19 protein-coding genes are annotated in these 18,680 nt (G+C 66.2%); 6 read left to right on the forward strand and 13 right to left on the reverse strand.

Annotated elements, in window-relative coordinates:
* Window positions 1-50: 50 nt before the first annotated feature.
* The 6 genes from D2N39_RS03035 to D2N39_RS03060 form a co-directional block, all read right to left on the reverse strand.
* Window positions 51-920 carry a hydroxymethylglutaryl-CoA lyase gene (locus D2N39_RS03035; RefSeq protein ID WP_119133281.1) on the reverse strand — a complete coding sequence of 290 codons (870 nt, stop codon included), beginning with the start codon at window positions 918-920 and terminating at the stop codon, window positions 51-53.
* A 4-nt stretch (window positions 921-924) separates the two neighbouring features.
* Entirely contained in the window at window positions 925-1,584 is a 660-nt protein-coding gene (locus D2N39_RS03040) for a glutathione S-transferase family protein (protein ID WP_119133282.1), read from the reverse strand.
* Window positions 1,581-3,491, reverse strand: a complete 1,911-nt coding sequence (locus D2N39_RS03045; protein ID WP_119133283.1) for an ATP-binding protein — start codon at window positions 3,489-3,491, stop codon at window positions 1,581-1,583. Before D2N39_RS03045 ends, D2N39_RS03040 begins: the two co-directional genes overlap by 4 nt.
* Before the next feature lies 1 nt (window position 3,492).
* Window positions 3,493-4,551 (reverse strand): NAD(P)H-dependent flavin oxidoreductase, encoded by a 1,059-nt coding sequence (locus D2N39_RS03050; protein ID WP_233557036.1) that lies wholly within the window; start codon window positions 4,549-4,551, stop codon window positions 3,493-3,495.
* A complete protein-coding gene (locus tag D2N39_RS03055; RefSeq protein ID WP_158589764.1) occupies window positions 4,536-5,051 on the reverse strand; it encodes a thermonuclease family protein in 516 nt (171 codons plus the stop codon). The genes D2N39_RS03050 and D2N39_RS03055 overlap by 16 nt, the downstream gene beginning before the upstream one ends.
* Window positions 5,052-5,158: 107 nt before the next feature.
* Window positions 5,159-6,763, reverse strand: coding sequence for a carboxyl transferase domain-containing protein (locus D2N39_RS03060; RefSeq protein ID WP_119133285.1), 1,605 nt, complete (start codon window positions 6,761-6,763; stop codon window positions 5,159-5,161).
* A 203-nt stretch (window positions 6,764-6,966) separates the two neighbouring features.
* Between D2N39_RS03060 and D2N39_RS03065 the strand changes: the two genes are divergently transcribed.
* Window positions 6,967-7,560 (forward strand): OmpW/AlkL family protein, encoded by a 594-nt coding sequence (locus D2N39_RS03065; protein WP_119133362.1) that lies wholly within the window; start codon window positions 6,967-6,969, stop codon window positions 7,558-7,560.
* An 83-nt stretch (window positions 7,561-7,643) separates the two neighbouring features.
* Here the strand turns inward: D2N39_RS03065 and D2N39_RS03070 are convergent, their stop codons facing one another.
* Complete coding sequence (locus tag D2N39_RS03070) at window positions 7,644-8,804, reverse strand: isovaleryl-CoA dehydrogenase (protein ID WP_119133286.1); 1,161 nt, start codon at window positions 8,802-8,804, stop codon at window positions 7,644-7,646.
* A 155-nt stretch (window positions 8,805-8,959) separates the two neighbouring features.
* Between D2N39_RS03070 and D2N39_RS03075 the strand changes: the two genes are divergently transcribed.
* Window positions 8,960-9,409 carry a CreA family protein gene (locus D2N39_RS03075; protein WP_119133287.1) on the forward strand — a complete coding sequence of 150 codons (450 nt, stop codon included), beginning with the start codon at window positions 8,960-8,962 and terminating at the stop codon, window positions 9,407-9,409.
* A 171-nt stretch (window positions 9,410-9,580) separates the two neighbouring features.
* Here the strand turns inward: D2N39_RS03075 and D2N39_RS03080 are convergent, their stop codons facing one another.
* Together D2N39_RS03080 and D2N39_RS03085 are read right to left on the reverse strand one after the other, a co-directional pair.
* Window positions 9,581-10,804 carry a DegT/DnrJ/EryC1/StrS family aminotransferase gene (locus D2N39_RS03080; RefSeq protein ID WP_119133288.1) on the reverse strand — a complete coding sequence of 408 codons (1,224 nt, stop codon included), beginning with the start codon at window positions 10,802-10,804 and terminating at the stop codon, window positions 9,581-9,583.
* 31 nt (window positions 10,805-10,835) lie between these two features.
* Window positions 10,836-11,522: an HAD-IA family hydrolase gene (locus tag D2N39_RS03085; RefSeq protein ID WP_119133289.1), complete on the reverse strand. Its 687-nt coding sequence runs from the start codon at window positions 11,520-11,522 to the stop codon at window positions 10,836-10,838.
* Between the two features lie 104 nt (window positions 11,523-11,626).
* Here D2N39_RS03085 and glmU point away from each other — a divergent pair, with 104 nt between their 5' ends.
* The 3 genes from glmU to D2N39_RS03100 are packed head-to-tail and all read left to right on the forward strand — an operon-like array spanning window position 11,627 to window position 15,367.
* Complete coding sequence (gene glmU / locus D2N39_RS03090; RefSeq protein WP_119133290.1) at window positions 11,627-12,982, forward strand: bifunctional UDP-N-acetylglucosamine diphosphorylase/glucosamine-1-phosphate N-acetyltransferase GlmU; 1,356 nt, start codon at window positions 11,627-11,629, stop codon at window positions 12,980-12,982.
* A complete protein-coding gene (glmS, locus tag D2N39_RS03095; RefSeq protein WP_119133291.1) occupies window positions 12,982-14,796 on the forward strand; it encodes a glutamine--fructose-6-phosphate transaminase (isomerizing) in 1,815 nt (604 codons plus the stop codon). The genes glmU and glmS overlap by 1 nt, the downstream gene beginning before the upstream one ends.
* A gap of 13 nt (window positions 14,797-14,809) precedes the next feature.
* Entirely contained in the window at window positions 14,810-15,367 is a 558-nt protein-coding gene (locus tag D2N39_RS03100) for a pyridoxamine 5'-phosphate oxidase family protein (protein ID WP_119133292.1), read from the forward strand.
* Here the strand turns inward: D2N39_RS03100 and D2N39_RS03105 are convergent.
* The gene (locus tag D2N39_RS03105) at window positions 15,364-15,780 is read right to left on the reverse strand and encodes a hypothetical protein (RefSeq protein WP_147373437.1); all 417 of its coding nucleotides are present in this window, start codon (window positions 15,778-15,780) and stop codon (window positions 15,364-15,366) included. The genes D2N39_RS03100 and D2N39_RS03105 overlap by 4 nt on opposite strands.
* A 121-nt stretch (window positions 15,781-15,901) precedes the next feature.
* Between D2N39_RS03105 and D2N39_RS03110 the strand changes: the two genes are divergently transcribed.
* A complete protein-coding gene (locus D2N39_RS03110) occupies window positions 15,902-16,585 on the forward strand; it encodes a DNA alkylation repair protein (RefSeq protein ID WP_119133294.1) in 684 nt (227 codons plus the stop codon).
* A 3-nt stretch (window positions 16,586-16,588) separates the two neighbouring features.
* Here D2N39_RS03110 and ribD read toward each other — a convergent pair whose 3' ends face one another.
* From ribD to D2N39_RS22780, 3 genes are all read right to left on the reverse strand, one after another.
* A complete protein-coding gene (gene ribD / locus D2N39_RS03115; protein WP_325048507.1) occupies window positions 16,589-17,689 on the reverse strand; it encodes a bifunctional diaminohydroxyphosphoribosylaminopyrimidine deaminase/5-amino-6-(5-phosphoribosylamino)uracil reductase RibD in 1,101 nt (366 codons plus the stop codon).
* The gene (gene nrdR / locus D2N39_RS03120; protein ID WP_054302633.1) at window positions 17,686-18,156 is read right to left on the reverse strand and encodes a transcriptional regulator NrdR; all 471 of its coding nucleotides are present in this window, start codon (window positions 18,154-18,156) and stop codon (window positions 17,686-17,688) included. The genes ribD and nrdR overlap by 4 nt, the downstream gene beginning before the upstream one ends.
* A gap of 309 nt (window positions 18,157-18,465) precedes the next feature.
* Window positions 18,466-18,680, reverse strand: a 215-nt coding sequence (locus D2N39_RS22780; RefSeq protein ID WP_158589765.1) for a hypothetical protein, incomplete at its 5' end; no start/stop codon positions are given.

Here is an 18,680-nt window from a genome sequence, read left to right on the forward strand (position 1 = left end):
CGTCCCTCCGTGCCGCAAATTTCTTGCAAAGAAATTTGCAAATCTTTTGGTCAAAAGATTTGCGCCTGCCCCCTCAGGCTGCGCGCAAATCCGGCGGCTTCGTCCAGCACCGCCATATCCAGCCCGGTGTCGAAGCCCAGCGCCGCCAGACGCGCCGCCACCGCCTCGGTCGCCACATTACCCGCTGCGCCCGGTGCATAGGGGCAGCCGCCAAGCCCGCCCACCGCCGCGTCGAACACGCGCAGGCCCAGCGCCAGCGAGGCCTCGATATTCTCCAGCGCCCGGCCCTGCGTGTCGTGGTAATGCCCGGCGAGCCTTTCGGCGGGCAGTTCCGCCAGCACTGCCTCCAGCATGGCGCGGATGGTTTCAGGCGTGCCATGACCGATCGTGTCGCCCAAGCTGATTTCATAACAGCCCATGTCGCGCAAAACGGCTGCGACCTTGGCCACCTGAGCGGGCGGGGTCGGTCCGTCGAAGGGGCAATCGGTAACAACCGAGACGTAGCCGCGCAGCGGGATGCCATCGGCCTTCGCCGCTTCGGCCACAGGCGCGAAGCGATCAAGGCTTTCGGCGATGGTGCAGTTGAGATTGGCCTTGGAAAATCCTTCCGAGGCCGAAGCGAAGATTGCCACCTCGCTGGCACGGGCGGCGCGCGCGGCCTCGTATCCTTTCAGGTTCGGGGTCAGCGCGGCGTAGCTGACGCACGGCGCACGGGAGATCCCGGCCAGAACCTCGGCCGCATCCGCCATCTGCGGCACCCATTTCGGGCTGACGAAGCTGGTTACCTCGATCCGGCGGAATCCCGCGCGCGACAGCATGTCCACCAGCCGGATCTTGTCTGCCGCCGGGATCAGACGCTTTTCATTCTGCAACCCGTCACGCGGGCCCATTTCGAAGATTTCGGCGCGGTCCTGTGTCATTGGTTCAGGCCTCCGGCAATTCGTAGAAATCGCGGGTATAAAGGACATCCTCCCCCGACCGCTCCAGCGCGCGGGCATAGGCCGGACGTTCGGCGATCCGCGCGGCATAGGCGGCAAGATTGGCAAAGCCGTCGGGACGGACGAAGCGGAAACAGGCGGTCACGTTGAAGGCCATCATCAGGTCGGCACCGCTGAAGCCTTGGTGCAGCAGCCAATCGCGCCCTGCCAGCGCCGCCTCCTGCGCCTGCATGGTCTTGACCAGACGCCGGGTTTCCAACTGCATCATGGCGGGGGAACGGGCCGAAGCCGGGCGCAGGAAGATATGCTGGATGTTCAGAGATTGCAGGATATTGGCCTGCGTTTCGGCAAAATGCACCCATTCCAGAAAGCGCGCACGTTCTGCCGTGCCGGGGGCCACACCAAGGCCCGCCTCCGGAAAGCGTTCGCACAGATATTCGATGATGGCACCGCTTTCGAAGATCGCCTGACCGTCAATCTCCAGCGCGGGCACGCGCCCTGCGGGCGACAGCGCCATCAGTTCCGGACGGCGGGTGGAGCCGTCATCCAGCCGGTAGCTGACCAGATCGTAGTCAAGGCCAAGCTCCTCCAGCGCCCAGAGAACACGCATGGACCGCGAGCCGGGGCAGTGATGCAGCCGGATCATGCCGCCACCTCGGCGGTTTCGGCCTCCAGCAGGATCAGCGCCGCCCCCGCCTCGACCTGGGTGCCGGGGGTGACCAGTACTTCGGCCACCACGCCATCGCGCGCGGCGGTCAGCGTGTGTTCCATCTTCATCGCTTCCAGAATGGCCAGCCGGTCCCCCGCAGCGACGGCCTGTCCGGGGGCCACGAAGACCGCCTTCACCAGACCGGGCATCGGCGACAGCGTGGCATTCCCCGCCGCGCCGCCACTGGCCTCACGCGCCAGCGGATCGACCGGGGCAAGGCTGTGGCAGGCGCCTTTGTCGAAGACATGGATCAGGCCGCCCGCCTGCACCACCGGCAGCGCGGGCGGGACGAGACGTTCCCCCTCGACCGTGATGCGCGGACCTTCGGCGTCGAGGGTCAGCAGCCCCTCGGTGACCTCATCCCCCTGCCGCACCGCCAGACGCCGCGCCAGAGGCGCCCAGAGTGTGAAGCCCAGCGCAGGGCGTGCAGTCAGTCCGGCACTGGCCAGGAGCGCCGCCGCACGCACGCCTGCCGAAGGCACGGGACTGACGACCAGCGCCTCCAGATCCCGCTCGATCAGTCCGGTATCGACATCGCCCGCCGCAAAACCCGGATGCCGGGCCAGCGCGCCAAGGAAACCAAGGTTCGTCACCGTGCCCGCCACCTGCGTCTCTGCCAGGGCGCGCGACAGTTGTTGCAAGGCAACTTCGCGGGTCGGGCCATGCACGATCACCTTGGCGATCATCGGGTCATACCACGGGCTGATCGTATCGCCGGACCGCACGCCGGTATCGGCACGCGCGCCTTCGGGGAAGGCGAGATGCGCCAGTGTGCCAGTGGCGGGCAGGAATCCTGCGGGCACATCCTCGGCGTAAAGCCGGGCCTCGAAGGCATGACCCTTGATGGCAAGCTGATCCTGCCGCAGGGGCAGCGCCTCGCCCGCCGCCACGCGGATCTGCCATTCCACCAGATCGACGCCGGTGATCGCCTCGGTCACGGGATGTTCGACCTGAAGGCGGGTGTTCATCTCCATGAACCAGAAACGGTCGGCGCGCAGGCCATCGGAGGCGTCGACGATGAATTCAATTGTCCCCGCGCCCTTGTAGCCGATGGCGCGCGAGGCGCGCACGGCGGCCTCGCCCATGGCCGCGCGCATTTCGGCGGGCATGCCGGGAGCCGGGGCTTCCTCGATCACCTTCTGATGGCGCCGCTGCAAAGAGCAGTCGCGTTCAAACAGATGCACGGCATCGCTGCCGTCCCCGAACACCTGAACCTCGATATGGCGGGGCTTTTCGACATATTTCTCGATCAGCACGGCATCATTGCCGAAGGCGGTGGCGGCCTCGCCTTTCGCACTGTCCAGCGCGGCAGCGAAATCTTCGGCACGGGTGACCTTGCGCATGCCCTTGCCGCCGCCCCCTGCCACGGCCTTGATGAGCACCGGCCAGCCAATCGCCTCGGCCGCGCCAGCCAGATGTTCGGGATCCTGATTGTCGCCGTGATAGCCGGGCACAACCGGCACACCGGCCTCGGACATCAGGCGCTTGGCGGCGTCCTTCAACCCCATGGCGCGGATGGCTTTCGCGGAAGGGCCGATGAAGGTGAGGCCCGCAGCTTCCACCGCATCGACGAAATCGGGGTTTTCCGACAGGAAGCCGTAACCGGGATGGATGGCCTGCGCGCCGGTCGCCTGCGCGGCGGCGATGATCGCATCGCCGCGCAGATAGCTGTCACGCGGGGCCGGGCCGCCGATGGCCACAGATTCGTCCGCCAGCGCGACATGGCGGGCATGGGCATCAGCCTCGGAATAGACCGCCACAGTGGCAAGGCCCATGCGCCGGGCGGTGGCGATGATGCGGCAGGCAATCTCGCCGCGATTGGCGATCAGGATTTTCTGGAACATGTCAGACCTCCGGCGCGGGGTGATCGGGGGCGGACGGGGGGCTGCCTGCCCCCCGCAGGGCCTCTGGCCCCGCCTCCCGAGGATATTTGTGAACAGATGAGGACGAGAGGCGCTGCGCGGCCTCGGCCGTGAGACGGGCGAGGATATCGGCGGCGGGGGCGATGTCATGGATCAGCCCCACCGCCTCGCCCGCGACGGGCGAGCCGTTGGTGGCATCGCCTTGCGTCTGTGCCGCGGCCCAGTCGGCGCGGGCATTGGCGGCACCGGGCCCGCGCAAGGCCTGCGGATCGGCATGCCACCGGTCAGTAAAGGCGGAGCGCAGGACGCGGATGTCAAAGGGCGCGGGCCAGTCGAAGCCACGCACCGCATCCACCGTGCGGGTGCGCAGGGTGGCATCGCCGTCGGCTGTGATTGCGGCAGCATGAAAGCCCGGCGGCACCAGCGCCTCGGTCGCAGCCCAGAAGCGGCTGCCAATCAGGGCGCCATCCGCCCCGAGCATCAGGCTGGCGGCAAGGCCGCGCCCGTCAGCGATACCGCCCGCGGCCAGCAGCAGTGTCCCGGGCGCGCGGGCGGCGATGAGGTCGGCGAGTTCCGGCACCAGCGTAAAGGTGCCGCGAGACTGGCCATGTCCACCCGCTTCGGCGCCCTGTGCGACAAGCATACTGGCCCCGGCATCCAGCGCAGCGCGGGCGTGATCGAGCGTCTGGCACTGGCAGATCAGCGGCACACCTGCCGCATGAATCGCGTCGGCGAAGGGCGTCGGATCGCCGAAGGACAGCATGACCGCGCGCGGGCCGCGGTCAAGGCATTCGGCCAGCAGCGCAGGCGTCAACCGCCAGGTGATGAAGCCGATGCCGATGGGCACGCCTTCGGCCAGCGCCCATTCGCGGGCGATCCAGTCGGCATCGCCATAGCCGCCCCCCAGGAGACCCAGCCCCCCGGCCTGCGCCACGGCAGCAGCAAGCCGCCCGCCCGTGGTGCCCGCCATCGGAGCCAGCGCGACCGGATGGTGCAGACCGAAGGCGCGGGTGAAGCGGGTGTCGATCAGGGGCTCAGCCATTTGGCGCCTCCGCTTGCGGCAATCCGGGCGCACCAGTCGATGCGTTGCGCACCGTCATAGGCCACAGCCAGCCCCTCGGCGATCATGCGGTCCGCCACATCCTCGCCCCCCGGAAGCCGCAGGCGGATCAGGCGTCGGCCATATTTGTCGATGCCAAGATCAGTCATCGCGGGGGTCGCGGCGCGCAGCAGCCCGCGCAGCCGGTCGGTTGCACGGGCGCCCAGCGTGGCTTCGGCGGCACAGCCGGGCTCGTGCGTTTCCGGCGCATCATAGCCCGCAAGCCGGGCCCGGTCCCGCCGGTTGCCGCAGATCAGCTCGACCGTATCGCCGTCATAGACATAGCCTGTCGTGCAACCGACGAGACCGCCCGGCGCCTCGCGCGTCACCGGCTTCTGCGCCTCGCCGGACCGCGGCGCGACCGGCGCATAGCGATGCGCGGCAGACCACAGCACCAGAAGCGTGACGAAGATATAAGCAGTGAGTTCGGGATTGAGGCGCATGACTTCGCTTTGCAAAGGCTTTGCCCTGTGATGCGCGACCGGGCGGCGCGGGGCAAGCGCCGCGCCTCTGGCCCTGCAAAGGGGGATCGCACGCGCCCGCACGGCCATCACATCCGGAACACGCCGAAGCGCGTGGGTTCCACCGGCGCGTTCAGCGCAGCGGAAAGCGAAAGGAACAGCACCTCGCGGGTGCGGCGCGGGTCGATGATGCCATCGTCCCACAGCCGGGCCGAGGCATAGAGCGGGTGGCTTTGCCGGTCGAACATCTCGATGGTGGGGCGCTTGAACTCGGCTTCTTCCTCGGGTGTCCAGGTCCCGCCTGTGCGTTCGATCCCGTCGCGTTTGACGGTGGCCAGCACGCCCGCCGCCTGTTCGCCGCCCATGACGGAGATGCGCGAGTTCGGCCAGGTCCAGAGGAAGCGCGGCTGATAGGCGCGCCCCGCCATGCCGTAGTTCCCTGCTCCGAAAGAGCCACCCACCAGCATGGTGATTTTCGGCACATTGGTGGTGGCAACGGCGGTCACCATCTTGGCGCCGTGGCGGGCAATGCCCTCGTTCTCATACTTCCGGCCGACCATGAAGCCGGTGATGTTTTGCAGGAAGACCAGCGGGATATTGCGCTGGCTGCACAATTCGACGAAATGCGCGGCCTTCTGTGCCGCCTCGGAAAACAGCACGCCGTTATTGGCCACGATGCCGACCGGGCAACCCATGACATGCGCAAAGCCGGTGACGATGGTTTCGCCGAAACGCGGCTTGAATTCATCGAAGCGCGAGCCATCCACCACGCGGGCGATGACCTCGCGGATGTCATAGGGCGTGCGCAGATCGCCCGGCACGACGCCAAGGATTTCCTCGGGGTCATAGGCCGGGGCTTCCACAGACTGCCATTGCACCGTCGCGGGTTTGGCGCGGTTCAGGTGGCTGGCGGCACGGCGGGCGAGTGCGAGGGCATGCGCGTCATCCTCGGCCAGATAATCCGCCACCCCCGACAGCCGCGTATGCACATCGCCACCGCCCAGATCCTCGGCGCTGACCACCTCGCCCGTCGCGGCCTTCACCAAAGGTGGACCGGCGAGGAAGATCGTGCCCTGTTCCTTCACGATGATCGTCACATCCGACATCGCGGGCACATAGGCACCACCGGCAGTGCAGGAGCCCATCACCACCGCAATCTGCGGAATGCCCTTCGCGCTCATCCGCGCCTGATTATAGAAGATCCTGCCGAAATGGTCGCGGTCGGGGAAAACCTCGTCCTGATTGGGCAGGTTGGCGCCGCCGCTATCGACCAGATAGACGCAAGGCAGCGCGCATTCCTCGGCAATTTCCTGCGCGCGCAGGTGTTTCTTCACCGTCATAGGGTAATAGGTGCCGCCCTTCACGGTGGCGTCGTTGCAAACGACCATCACCTCTTGCCCGTGGATGCGACCGATCCCGGCGATCACGCCCGCACAGGGGGCGGCACCGTCATACAGCCCGTGCGCGGCCGTGGCGCCGATCTCGAGGAAAGGCGAGCCGGGGTCCAGCAGATCCGCCACCCTTTCACGCGGCGGCAGCTTGCCCCGAGCGACATGGCGGGCCATCGCCTTGTCGCCCCCCCCGGCCGCGGCCAGTGCCGCCGCCTGCGCCACCGTGTCAAGCATGCCCAGATGCGCGGCGCGATTGGCCTTGAAGGCGTCAGAGCCGGTGAGGATGCGCGAGGTCAGTTTCATGTCGGTCAGTCCTGTTGATGGTCTGCGGCGAGGCGGGCGGAGGGGCGGAAAATGCGACGCGAGAGAGTCACATTATTTATACATATCAAATAATTGCATGTATAAATGTCGCAGCCGGAATGCCTGCGGAGTTGATCCACGTCAAGGTTTTCCGCCCGGTGCAGGGTGCAGGTTCGCCCCGCAAACAACCTGTGAGACCCAAGATGAAAACCCTTGCGATTGCCTTTCTGGCCACCGCCGCGCTGACGGCCCCCGCGCTTGCCCAATCGGCGGGCGACATGACGCTTGGCCTCGGGATCGGCTATGTCGCGCCCAAGGGCAACAACGGCACGCTGGCCGGTGCGGCAGCGGATGTCGAGGACAATGCGCGCCCGACCGTGACCTTCGAATATTTCGTGCGTGACAATATCGGGATCGAGGTGCTGGGCGCCCTGCCCTTCAAGCACAAGGTGAATGTAGGCGGCGCCTATGCCGGCAACACCAAGCACCTGCCCCCCACGATCACGGTGAACTGGCACATCCCCACCGGCGGCCCGATCACACCCTTCGTTGGTCTTGGCCTGAACTACACGACCTTCTTCGAGGAAAGCTCGCCCCTCGGCGATCTGAAGATCGACGACAGCTTCGGCCTCGCGGCCCATCTGGGCATGGATTACGCGCTGAACGACAAGGCCGCGCTGCGGATGGACCTGCGCTATATCGACATCGACGCCGACGTGAAGCTGAACGGCACCAAGATCGGCAAGGTAAATATCGACCCGGTGGTGGCCGGTATTTCCTACATCATGAAGTTCTGATCCCTTCACGGGACGGAAAGGTGCGGAGGGGTGCGGGTTCTGACCGCGCCCCTTTTCCATGACACCAGTTCCCCCTGCCCCCGTCATCCCTGCGCCAACAGCTCGCGGCCGATCAGCATGCGCCGGATTTCCGAGGTTCCGGCACCGATCTCCATCAGCTTGGCGTCGCGGAACAGCCGGCTGACCACGCTGTCATTGAGGAACCCGGCCCCACCCAGCGCCTGCACCGCCTGATGCGCCTGCACCATGGCCTGCTCGCTGGCATAAAGCACACAGCCTGCCGCATCGGCACGGGTGATCTCGCCCCGGTCACAGGCGCGGCCCGCCTCGTAGACATAGGCGCGAGCCGAATTCATCGCCACATACATGTCGGCGATCTTGGCCTGCATCAGCTGGAAATTCCCGATGGGCTGGCCGAACTGGTGGCGTTCCTTCGCATAGGGCACCACCTCGTCCAGACAGGCCGCCATGATGCCGGTGCCGATGCCCGACAGCACCACGCGCTCGAAATCAAGGCCGGACATCAGAACGCGCACGCCCTTGCCCTCCTGCCCCAGCACATTCTCGAAGGGCACTTCGCAATTGTCGAAGATCAGCTCGCCAGTGTTCGAGCCGCGCATGCCCAGCTTGTCGAAATGCACAGAGGTCGAGAAGCCCTTGAAGCCGCGCTCGATGATGAAGGCGGTGATGCCTTTCGGCCCGGCCTCGGGGTCGGTCTTGGCATAGACGATCAGCGTATCGGCATCCGGGCCATTGGTGATCCAGTATTTGCTGCCGTTCAACACATAGTAACCGTTGCGCTTCTCCGCCCGCAGCTTCATCGACACCACGTCGGAGCCGGCGCCCGGCTCGCTCATCGCCAGCGCACCGACCTTCTCGCCCGACACCAGACCCGGCAGGTATTTCGCCTTCTGCTCGGGCGAGCCGTTCAGCTTCATCTGGTTGACGCACAGGTTGGAATGCGCGCCGTAGGACAGGCTGATCGAGGCCGAGGCACGGGCGATTTCCTCGGTCGCGATGACATGGGCCAGATACCCCATCCCTGCCCCCCCATATTCCTCGGAAACGGTGATGCCCAGAAGACCCAGCTCACCCATTTCGCGCCACAGCTGGGCCGGGAACACGTTGTCCCGGTCCACTTGTGCCGCAATCGGTTTCACCCGCTCCTGAGCCCAACGGTGCACCATGTCCCGCAGCGCGGCGATATCCTCGCCCAGATCGAAGCGCATCGGCGATGTGAACATGGTTCCCTCCCAAGAAATGAACACACGTTCAATTAATATCCGAATCCGAGTCGCGTCAAGCATTTCCTTCAGGCTGCGCCCATGGAACGCCGCGTCACCCTTGCGGGTTGTCCAGCAGACCCCCACCTTGAATTCGTCATAAAAAGGAGCGCCCCATGCGCCTGCTCACCGCCATCGCCGCCCTCTGCCTCCCCCTTGCCGCCCTGCCCGCCAAGGCCGAAACCGTCGGCAAGGTGGGCGTGGACTGGGTCGGCAATGACATCATCATCGAGGCGATCCCCGACCCGAAGGTGCAGGGCGTCACCTGCCACCTGGCCTATTTCGACCGCTCGCTGATCGACCGGCTAAGTCAGGGCAACTGGTTCGAAGACCCCAGCTATTCGGCGGTGGACTGCACGCAGACCGGCCCGATCACGTTGGGCGACATCGACAAGGGCCGCGGCGGCGAGGCGGTGTTCAGCGAGGGCCGGTCGCTGATCTTCAAGTCGCTGAAGCTGACCCGGATCTATGACGCGAAGAACAACGCGCTGATCTACCTCGCGCATGCCAGCGAGGTGACGCAAGGTTCGGGCAAGATGTCGCTGTCGGTGGTGCCGCTGCCCTGAGGCAAGGGAAAGGGGCTGTCTGCCCCCTCTTGAGCCTGCGGCTCAATTCACCCCCGAGGATATTTCCCGACAAAAAATGCCTGGAACGCTCCGCCCCTATTTTCTGTCCGAAAATATCCTGCGGGGGAGGCTCCGCAGGAGCCGTGGGGGCGCAAAGCCCCCGGCGACAGATCAATCTGCGCGGGGTGTCAGGTCAGGGGCGCTGGTGTCGCCCTGAAACACCGCCGAAACCTCGGCACGGATGATACGCGCGATCTGGGCGCAATCCTCAACGCTGAAGGTGAGCGGCAGGCGCATGTCGATGATGCCGTGGAGGATACGGTCGGTCGCGGGCATCGGGGCACTGGGCGCGTAGGTCCAGCTGTCATAGCGGCTGGTAAAGGCCACCGGCTCCGGGGCGCCGAACCATTTCAGTTCCACGCCACGCGCGCCGCAGCGGGCGATCACCGCATGGATCGCCTCGGGCTGCCAGTCGAGCAGCAGGAACTGGAAGGATGAGGCCACGAAGCCCTCCGCCGCAGGGCGCTTGATCCGGGTCAGGCCCGGCGTTTCGGCCAGCCCTGCCTCGACCACCCGGTAGCGCTCATTCCAGCGCGTGCATTGGCGCGGCAGGTCGGCCAGTTGCGGCCGCAGGATCGCCGCGCGCAGATTGTCCATCCGGCCCGAGATATTGGGCGTGGTCAGCCGCAGATCGGCAAAAGCTTCGGGCGGTGGCGCGGCACGGTGGCGGCCATAAAGCATGTAGCTGCCCGACAGCAGCACCGCCCGCGCCATCAGCGTCGGGTCATCGGCGATGATCAGCCCGCCCTCGCCCGAATTCATGTGTTTGTAGGTCTGGGTCGAGAAGCAACCCATTGCCCCCCAGCGCCCGGTCAAACGCCCGTCCCAAGCCGCGCCCATCGTATGCGCGCAATCCTCGATCACCGTGATGCCGCGCGCGTCGCAGAGGCGCATCAGCGCCTCCATGTCGCAGATATGGCCACGCATATGGCTGAGCATCAGTACCCGCACGCCCTCGGCCTTCGCCGCCAGATCGTCGAGGTCGATCACCAGCCCCTCGGTCACGCCGACGAAAACCGGCACCGCGCCCACCGAAGCGATGGCCCCCGGCACCGGAGCCAGCGTGAAGGCATTGGTCAGCACCCTTTCGCCGGGCTGCACGCCCAATGCCCGCAGTGCGGTTGCCAGCGCATAGCCCCCCGAGGCGACAGCGAGGCAATAGCGCGCGCCAGTGGTGGCGGCGAACTCCTCTTCCAGCAGCGCCGCCTCGGCGATCTCGTCCGGGGTGGTGTTATAGCGGTGCAGGCGGCCCGACTGCATCACCCGCAGCGCGGCGGCGATGGCGGCCTCGGGGATCGGTTCCTGCTGGGTGAAGCTGCCTGTAAAGCGTTCCATCCCCGACCTCTGCACCCACACCGCGTGACTGTCAACGTGGGGCTTGTGCGGGGGCCTGAACCAGCAGCCGGTCCGCCAGCGCAGGCAGATCGGCGTAGCGGTCCAGCATCGCCTCGGGGGCCAAGCGGGCGATGGCCGGGCCTTCGGGGCCAAAGCTGACCAACACGCAGGGCACCCCGGCGGCGGCGGCGGTCTTGCGGTCGGTTTCGGTGTCGCCGATGAGGATCGACCGTGCGGGATCGCCGCCCGCGCCGCGCACGGCCGCCAGATAGGGCGCGGGGTCGGGCTTGCGCACAGGCAGCGTATCGGCGCCGATCAGGCTGCCGAACAGGCCTCGCACCCCCAGCCGTGTCATCAGCGTCTCGGCCAGGCCCTCGGGCTTGTTGGTGCAGATGGCGGTCGCGTAACCGGCGGTGCGCAGCGCCTCCACCGCCTCGACGGCGCCCGGGTAAAGGCGGGTGTGGGTGTCGATCCCCTCGGCATAGGCAGACAGAAGCACCGGGTATTGCGCATCCACCGCCGCCTCATCCACCCCGCCGAGGCGGGAGAACCCCAGCCGCAACATCGCCCGCCCGCCGTGGAACGCGGTCAGCGCATCGGCCACCGGGTCCAGCAGGTCACCATGCCCGAGGCCGCGAAAGCAGGCATTCGCCGCCGCCACCAGATCGGCAGAAGTATCGGCCAGCGTGCCATCCAGATCGAAGACTACCGTTTTCATGCGCCCGCACTCCTGAAACCTGACGAAAGGATGTGTGAAGGCGCATGGCTTGCGCGCCCCGGCCATGGGGTTAAAACGGGCGCAACGCCAAGGAAAGAGGTATCATGCCCGTCTCTCTCGTCATTCTTGCCGCGGGGCAAGGCACGCGGATGAATTCGGATCTGCCGAAGGTGCTGCACCGGGTGGCCGGTGCGCCGCTTCTGCATCACGCGATGCAGGCCGGTGCCGCGCTGTCGCCCGAGCGTGTGGTGGTGGTTGCCGGGCACGGAGCCGAGGCGGTCGGCAAGGCGGCCCGCGCCTGGGACGAGGCTTGCGAAATCGTGGTTCAGGCCGAGCAGCTTGGCACCGGACACGCGGTGGCGCAGGCCGCCCCCGCGCTTGCAGGGGAGGCGGGAGATTGTGTGGTGCTTTACGGCGACACGCCCTTCATCCGCCCCGAAACGCTGGAGGCGATGCTGGACGCCCGCGCGCGTCACGCCGTGGTGGTACTGGGCTTCGAGGCGCGCGATCCGGGGCGCTATGGCCGGCTGATCGCGCAGGGCGAGGTGCTGGACCGCATTGTGGAATACAAGGATGCCACAGATGAGGAACGCGCGATAACGCTTTGCAATTCAGGCGTGATTTGTGCCGATACCGCATTGCTGCTCGATCTGGTCGCAGCGATTGGCAATGACAATGCAGCCGGGGAATATTATCTGACCGATGTGGTAGAGCTTGCCCGCAAGCGCGGTCTTTCGGCGGGCGTTGTCACCTGCGACGAGGCCGAGACGCTGGGTGTCAACACCCGCGCCCAACTGGCCGAGGCGGAGGCCGCCTTTCAGGCGCGCGCGCGGGCCGAAGCGCTGGACAACGGTGTAACCCTGACCGCGCCGGAGACGGTGTTCTTTGCGCTGGATACGGTGGTGGGGCGCGATGCGATCATCGGGCCGAATGTGGTGTTCGGCCCCGGCGTCACCATCGAAAGCGGTGCGGAAATCAAGGCTTTCTGCCATCTGGAAGGCTGCCATGTCAGCCGCGGCGCGGATGTCGGGCCTTTCGCGCGGTTGCGCCCCGGTGCCGAGCTGGCCGAGGATGTGCATGTCGGCAACTTCGTCGAGATCAAGAACGCCATTCTGGAAGAAGGCGTGAAGGTCGGGCACCTGACCTATCTGGGCGACGCCGATGTGGGTGAAGGCACCAATATCGGCGCGGGCACGGTGACCTGCAATTATGACGGGGTGAACAAGCATCGCACCCGGATCGGCAAACGCGCCTTTATCGGGTCCGACACCATGCTGGTGGCGCCGGTGACGGTGGGCGACGGGGCGATGACGGGCTCGGGCTCTGTCATCACCGCGGACGTGCCCGCCGAGGCGGTGGCGCTGGGACGGGCGCGGCAGGTCGTCAAACCCGGTCTCGCCCCCAAGATGTTCGAAATGTATAAGTCGATTAAAGAAAAACGACAGAAAGGCGCCAAATAATGTGCGGTATTGTCGGGGTTCTGGGAAACCATCATGTTGCGCCCCTGCTGGTCGAGGCGCTGAAACGGCTGGAATATCGCGGCTATGACAGCGCCGGGATCGCCACAGTGAACGAGGGGCGGCTGGATCGCCGCCGGGCTGTGGGCAAGCTGGTAAACCTGTCAGACCTGCTGGTGCACGAGCCGCTGACCGGGCGGTCGGGTATCGGCCACACCCGGTGGGCGACCCATGGTGCGGCAACCGTGGCCAATGCGCATCCGCACCGCGCCGGGAATGTCGCCGTGGTGCATAACGGTATCATCGAGAACTACCGCGATCTGCGGGCCGAACTGACGTCCGCAGGTTACAGCTTCGAGTCCGAGACCGACACCGAAACCGTCGCCCTGCTGATGCGGCACGAACTGGCACAGGGCCGCACCCCGGCCGAGGCGACGGCCCGCATCCTGCCACGCCTGCACGGCGCCTTTGCCTTGTGCTTCCTGTTCGAGGGCGAAGACGATCTGATAATCTGCGCCCGGAAGGGCTCGCCTCTCGCCATCGGGCACGGAGATGGCGAGATGTTCGTGGGCTCGGACGCCATCGCACTGGCGCCGATGACCGACCGCATCACCTATCTGGAGGAAGGCGACTGGGCGGTGATCACCCGCAAGGGCGCCGAGATCTTCGATTCCGAAGGCCGCCATGCCAATCGCGCGATGACCCGCATCCAGATCGACGCGACCCGCATCGAAAAGGCGGGCTTCAAGCATTTCATGGCGAAGGAAATCGCCGAACAGCCGGTGGTGCTGGCCGATGCGCTGCGCCACTATCTGCGCGACGGCGGGTTGAACCTGCCGGCCGAGGTGGATTTCAACGGCGTGGACCGGCTGACACTGGTGGCCTGTGGCACCGCGCATTACGCCTGCCATGTGGCGAAATACTGGTTTGAAAGCCTTGCTGGCCTGCCTTGCGACATCGACATCGCGTCGGAGTTCCGTTACCGTGCGCCGCCTTTGTCGGAACGCGGCTGGGCGGTTTTCGTCAGCCAGTCCGGCGAAACCGCCGATACGCTGGCGGCGCTGCGCTATGCGCAAGACAAGGTGGCGCGCACGCTTGCAGTGGTGAATGTCACAACCTCCTCCATCGCGCGGGAATGCGATGTGACGCTGCCGATCATGGCGGGGGTCGAGGTCGGCGTCGCCTCGACCAAGGCCTTCACCTGCCAGTTGACCGTGCTGCTGGCACTGGCGCTGAAGGCCGCACAGGATCGCGGCCGTCTGACCGAAGCACAACTGTCGGCGCATCTGGCCGACCTGCGGCTGCTGCCGGGGCTGATGAATGCAGTGCTGACCCTTGCACCCGAGATCGAGGCACTGGCCGAAGAACTTGCCAAGGCGCAGGACGTGCTGTTCCTCGGTCGGGGGGCGATGTATCCGCTGGCGCTGGAAGGCGCGCTGAAGCTTAAGGAAATCAGCTATATCCATGCCGAAGGCTATGCCAGCGGCGAGCTGAAACATGGTCCCATCGCGCTGATCGACGCCAGTGTTCCGGTGCTGGTTCTGGCCCCGCGCGATGCGCTGTTCGAAAAGACCGTGAGCAACATGCAGGAGGTCATGGCGCGTCATGGCCGCGTGTTGCTGCTGTCGGATCAGCCCGGCGTGGCCGAGGCAGGCGCCGAATGCTGGCGCTGCCTGACGCTTCCGCAGGTGCCCGACCTGCTGGCCCCGATCCTTTATGCCGTGCCTGCGCAATTGCTCGCCTATCATACCGCCATTGCGAAGGGCACCGATGTCGATCAGCCGCGCAATCTGGCGAAATCCGTAACCGTGGAATAGCAAGGCAGAAGCAATGGCAAAGCAGTTTGACGGTTTCACCGAGGATCACCGCGCCTTCATCGCGGAACAGCCGCTGTTTTTCGTGGCGACCAGCGCGCCGGGCGCGCGGCTGAACCTCAGCCCGAAGGGAATGGATTCGCTGCGCGTGACCGGGACGAACCGGCTTTTGTGGCTCAACGTCACCGGCTCGGGGAACGAGACGGCGGCGCATCTGCCGCTGGACCCGCGCATGACGGTAATGTGGTGCAGCTTCGGCACGCGGCCGCTGATCCTGCGCGCCTATGGCACGGCGCGGACGGTGCACCGCGGCGATGCCGACTGGCCCGCGCTGGCGGCAGAACTGCCCGACGTGCCCGGCGCGCGGCAGGTGTTCGACATGACGGTGGAGATGGTGCAAACCTCCTGCGGCTTCGCCGTGCCCTTCATGGAGGCTCCGCGCGAACGCCCGGTGCTGCGCAACTGGGCCGAACAGAAGGGCGAGGCCGGTCTGGCCGCCTATTGGGACGAAAAGAACCGCACCTCGATCGACGGGCTGTCCACCGGCATCGGCGCCAATCTGGGTGAGGATTAACCGCCCGACAAAAGCGCGCGGATCTGGCCGTCCAGCGCAGTAATGGCCGGATTCGGGCAGCCCGCCGCATAGCGAATTTCACGCTCCGGCCCGGCGTAAAGGATCGTGTCGGCGCCGTAGTCCTCGCAAATCTCGGACGTGAGCTGCGATTTCGGAATCGGATGGGCGAGGATGTAATCCCGCGCCGCCGCAAAGGCACCGGGGCGCAACTGTTTCACCGTACGTTGGCTCTTGTCCGAAAACGGGCCCGAAATCGCAGTCACCGCCCTGTCATCCGGGGTCAGCACAAGGCGGGTGGAGCCGGAAAACGCCCCGCCGCTGGAAAGCTCGATCCGCTCGCCATCGGCAGGCGGGTCAGGCGAAACACAGGCCGCAAGAGCAAGACAAAACGAGGCAGCGAACAGGTGGCGCATCGGACCCTCCGTCATCATGGCGCAAAGCATCCGCCTGCCCTGCCCTTCGGTCAAGGGGTGACAAAGCACTGGCCTTCGCTGTCGTGGCTGCTAGATCGGGAAGACCAGACAGGAGCCGCCGATGATCGACACCGCCACCGCCCTTGCACAACTGGAAGCCGCTGCTGATCCCGCGAAGGCGCCGGAAATGGCAGCCTATCACAAGGCCGGGCGCCGCTATCTGGGCGTAACCGTGCCCGAAATCGACGCACTGGCCAAGGCCTGGCGCGAGGAAGTGACGGCAGAGGAACGGCTGGCGCTGGCCGAAGGTCTGTGGCGCAGCGATGTGCATGAGGGCCGCGTGGCGGCGGCGAAGCTGCTGACGCAGGCCCGCATCCGGCCCGACGAGGCGGTTTGGCAGATGATCTGTGGCTGGGTGCCCGAGTTCGACGCCTGGGCGATTGCCGATCACGCCTGCAAGGCGGGCGAAAAGCGGGTGATGGCCGATCTTGCGCGGCTCGATACGGTGGAAAGCTGGACCCAAAGCCCGCTGATGTGGCAGCGCCGTGCGGCGCTGGTCATCACCCTGCCGCTGACCAAGCTGAATTTCCCCAAACCGGCAGAGCTTGAGGCGCGCGAACGCGTGCTGGGCTGGGCGGCGGGTTATGTGCAAGACGGCGACTGGTTCATCCAGAAGGCCATCGCCTGGTGGCTGCGTGATCTGTCGAAACACGATGCCGCACGGGTCGAGGCGTTTCTGGCCGAGCATGGCGCCGGGATGAAAGCCTTCGCCCGGAAAGAGGCCGCGAAACATTTGCCCCGCTAAGGCTCAGACCAGCGTCCAGCGGGTCAGCACATCGGCGCCGACCGGGGTCGTCTCAATACGCCGCAAGCGTGGTGCATCGGCCAGCGCCTTCAGCCCCAACGGACCAAGCGCCGCGCGCCCCTCTGCCCCGATCAACGCACCGGCGCCGAAATGCGCAAGCTCATCCACCAACCCGTCGTGGATCAGGACGGCAGCCAGATCAGCGCCGCCCTCGCAGAAGACGCGGGTCAGGCCGCGCCCTGCCAGCGCCTGCATCGCGGCGCGCAGATCGGCGTGGCCGTCGACCTCGGGCACCGCGATCAGTTCGGCCCCCGTGGCGGCCCATGCGGCGCGGGCGGCGTCTGACGCGGTCGCGGTATGGATCAGCCAGACCGGCACTTGCCGCGCGCTGCGACCAAGGCGACTGCCGGGGCTGTGACTCAACCGACTGTCAATCACGATGCGCACCGGCTGTCGCACAGACCCCATGTCGCGCACCGTCAGGTCGGGGTCATCGGCCCGTGCTGTGCCCGATCCCACCATCACGGCATCGTGGCGCATCCGCATGGCATGGACAGCGCGCCGTGCCTCGGCCCCGGTGATCCAGCGGCTTTCGCCGCTCGCCGTGGCGATGCGGCCATCCAGCGTAGTGGCGAGCTTCAGCGTAACGAAGGGCAGCCCCTGTTCGACGCGCTTCAGAAACCCGGCCTGCAAGGCGCGCGCCTCGGTGGCGCAGATGCCTTCGGTCACCGCGATGCCTGCCGCCCGCAGCATGGCATGCCCGCGCCCCGCCACGCGCGGGTCGGGATCGGTCAGCGCCGTGACCACCCGAGCCACGCCAGCGGCGATAAGCGCCTCGGCACAGGGCGGGGTCTTGCCGTGATGGGCACAGGGTTCCAGCGTGACATAGGCGGTCGCGCCACGCGCCGCCTCGCCTGCCTGATCGAGTGCCCGGCGTTCGGCGTGGGGGCGGCCACCCGGCTGGGTCCAGCCGCGCCCCACTACACGGCCCCCACCGGGACCGTTGGTCACGATGACACAACCCACCGCCGGATTGGGCCAGGTATTGCCCAGTCCTCGCGCCGCCAGCGCGAGGGCAGAGCGCATATAGGCCGCGTCGTTCACTCCTCGGTCTTTTCCTGCGCGGGACGCAATTCCGAGACGAATTTGTCGAAATCGTCAGCAGCCTGGAAGTTCTTGTAAACGCTGGCGAAACGCACATAGGCGACCGTGTCGATCCGCGCGAGGCTTTCCATCACGATCTCGCCGATGATGCGCGAGGAGATGTCGGTCTCGCCCATGCTTTCCAGCCGCCGCACGATGCCCGAGATCATCTGGTCGATGCGTTCGGGGTCGATGGGGCGCTTCTGCATGGCGATGCGGATGGACCGCTCCAGCTTGTCGCGGTCGAAATCCTCCCGCTTACCCGAGGTCTTGATGACCACGAGGTCGCGAAGCTGCACACGTTCATAAGTGGTGAAGCGGCCGCCACAAGCAGGGCAGAAGCGCCGTCGCCGGATCGAGACGTGATCTTCGGCGGGGCGGCTGTCCTTCACCTGGGTGTCGATATTGCCGCAGAATGGGCAGCGCATGGCCGTCCCCCTTGTCCTGTCTGTTCTGCCTCGTTGTCCGGGGTTCACCTTGGCTTTGGGCCCCAGTTATCCACAGACCCTAGCGCAGAACCCCAGCCTTCGCCCAGAGGCAATTTTGCGACACCGCATCTTGGGGCGGCAGACTGTGGCGCAACGGACTCAGCGCCATCAGTGTCCTGCGCTGGCTGTAGCTGTAGCGTGACTGGGTGTAGCGTGACGGCAAAAGCTGCAGAGTTTTACAATGAATCCTGCAGCAGAGCGATTTTCGGCTCAGACGATAAAAGGGGCGTATAAGCCTGCTTTGAGGCTTTACCCCATTATCGCGCCACACTGTTTTGCGGCCCAGCGTTCGGCGCGGGCGAGTTCGGTGCCGGACAGCATGTGGTCGATGATGAGGAGGCCGTAGAGCCGCATTCCGGCGAAGAGGCCCGCGCCGTCACGGGCGCCGATCATCAGCCCGGCGTTCAGGGCGGTCATCACGCCGGGGGGAGTTTCGGCCGCCACCTGCACCCCGTTCACCCGCA

The sequence above is a fragment of the Gemmobacter lutimaris genome (genome assembly GCF_003570715.1).
In the GTDB taxonomy this organism is placed as follows: Bacteria; Pseudomonadota; Alphaproteobacteria; order Rhodobacterales; family Rhodobacteraceae; genus Gemmobacter; species Gemmobacter lutimaris.

Bases quoted from the DNA above. Each gene is read 5' to 3' on its own strand.
- D2N39_RS03035 (WP_119133281.1), bottom strand. From the start codon at position 920: ATGACACAGGACCGCGCCGAAATCTTCGAAATGGGCCCGCGTGACGGG.
- D2N39_RS03040 (WP_119133282.1), bottom strand. From the start codon at position 1,584: ATGATCCGGCTGCATCACTGCCCCGGCTCGCGGTCCATGCGTGTTCTC.
- D2N39_RS03045 (WP_119133283.1), bottom strand. From the start codon at position 3,491: ATGTTCCAGAAAATCCTGATCGCCAATCGCGGCGAGATTGCCTGCCGC.
- D2N39_RS03050 (WP_233557036.1), bottom strand. From the start codon at position 4,551: ATGGCTGAGCCCCTGATCGACACCCGCTTCACCCGCGCCTTCGGTCTG.
- D2N39_RS03055 (WP_158589764.1), bottom strand. From the start codon at position 5,051: ATGCGCCTCAATCCCGAACTCACTGCTTATATCTTCGTCACGCTTCTG.
- D2N39_RS03060 (WP_119133285.1), bottom strand. From the start codon at position 6,763: ATGAAACTGACCTCGCGCATCCTCACCGGCTCTGACGCCTTCAAGGCC.
- D2N39_RS03065 (WP_119133362.1), top strand. From the start codon at position 6,967: ATGAAAACCCTTGCGATTGCCTTTCTGGCCACCGCCGCGCTGACGGCC.
- D2N39_RS03070 (WP_119133286.1), bottom strand. From the start codon at position 8,804: ATGTTCACATCGCCGATGCGCTTCGATCTGGGCGAGGATATCGCCGCG.
- D2N39_RS03075 (WP_119133287.1), top strand. From the start codon at position 8,960: ATGCGCCTGCTCACCGCCATCGCCGCCCTCTGCCTCCCCCTTGCCGCC.
- D2N39_RS03080 (WP_119133288.1), bottom strand. From the start codon at position 10,804: ATGGAACGCTTTACAGGCAGCTTCACCCAGCAGGAACCGATCCCCGAG.
- D2N39_RS03085 (WP_119133289.1), bottom strand. From the start codon at position 11,522: ATGAAAACGGTAGTCTTCGATCTGGATGGCACGCTGGCCGATACTTCT.
- glmU (WP_119133290.1), top strand. From the start codon at position 11,627: ATGCCCGTCTCTCTCGTCATTCTTGCCGCGGGGCAAGGCACGCGGATG.
- glmS (WP_119133291.1), top strand. From the start codon at position 12,982: ATGTGCGGTATTGTCGGGGTTCTGGGAAACCATCATGTTGCGCCCCTG.
- D2N39_RS03100 (WP_119133292.1), top strand. From the start codon at position 14,810: ATGGCAAAGCAGTTTGACGGTTTCACCGAGGATCACCGCGCCTTCATC.
- D2N39_RS03105 (WP_147373437.1), bottom strand. From the start codon at position 15,780: ATGCGCCACCTGTTCGCTGCCTCGTTTTGTCTTGCTCTTGCGGCCTGT.
- D2N39_RS03110 (WP_119133294.1), top strand. From the start codon at position 15,902: ATGATCGACACCGCCACCGCCCTTGCACAACTGGAAGCCGCTGCTGAT.
- nrdR (WP_054302633.1), bottom strand. From the start codon at position 18,156: ATGCGCTGCCCATTCTGCGGCAATATCGACACCCAGGTGAAGGACAGC.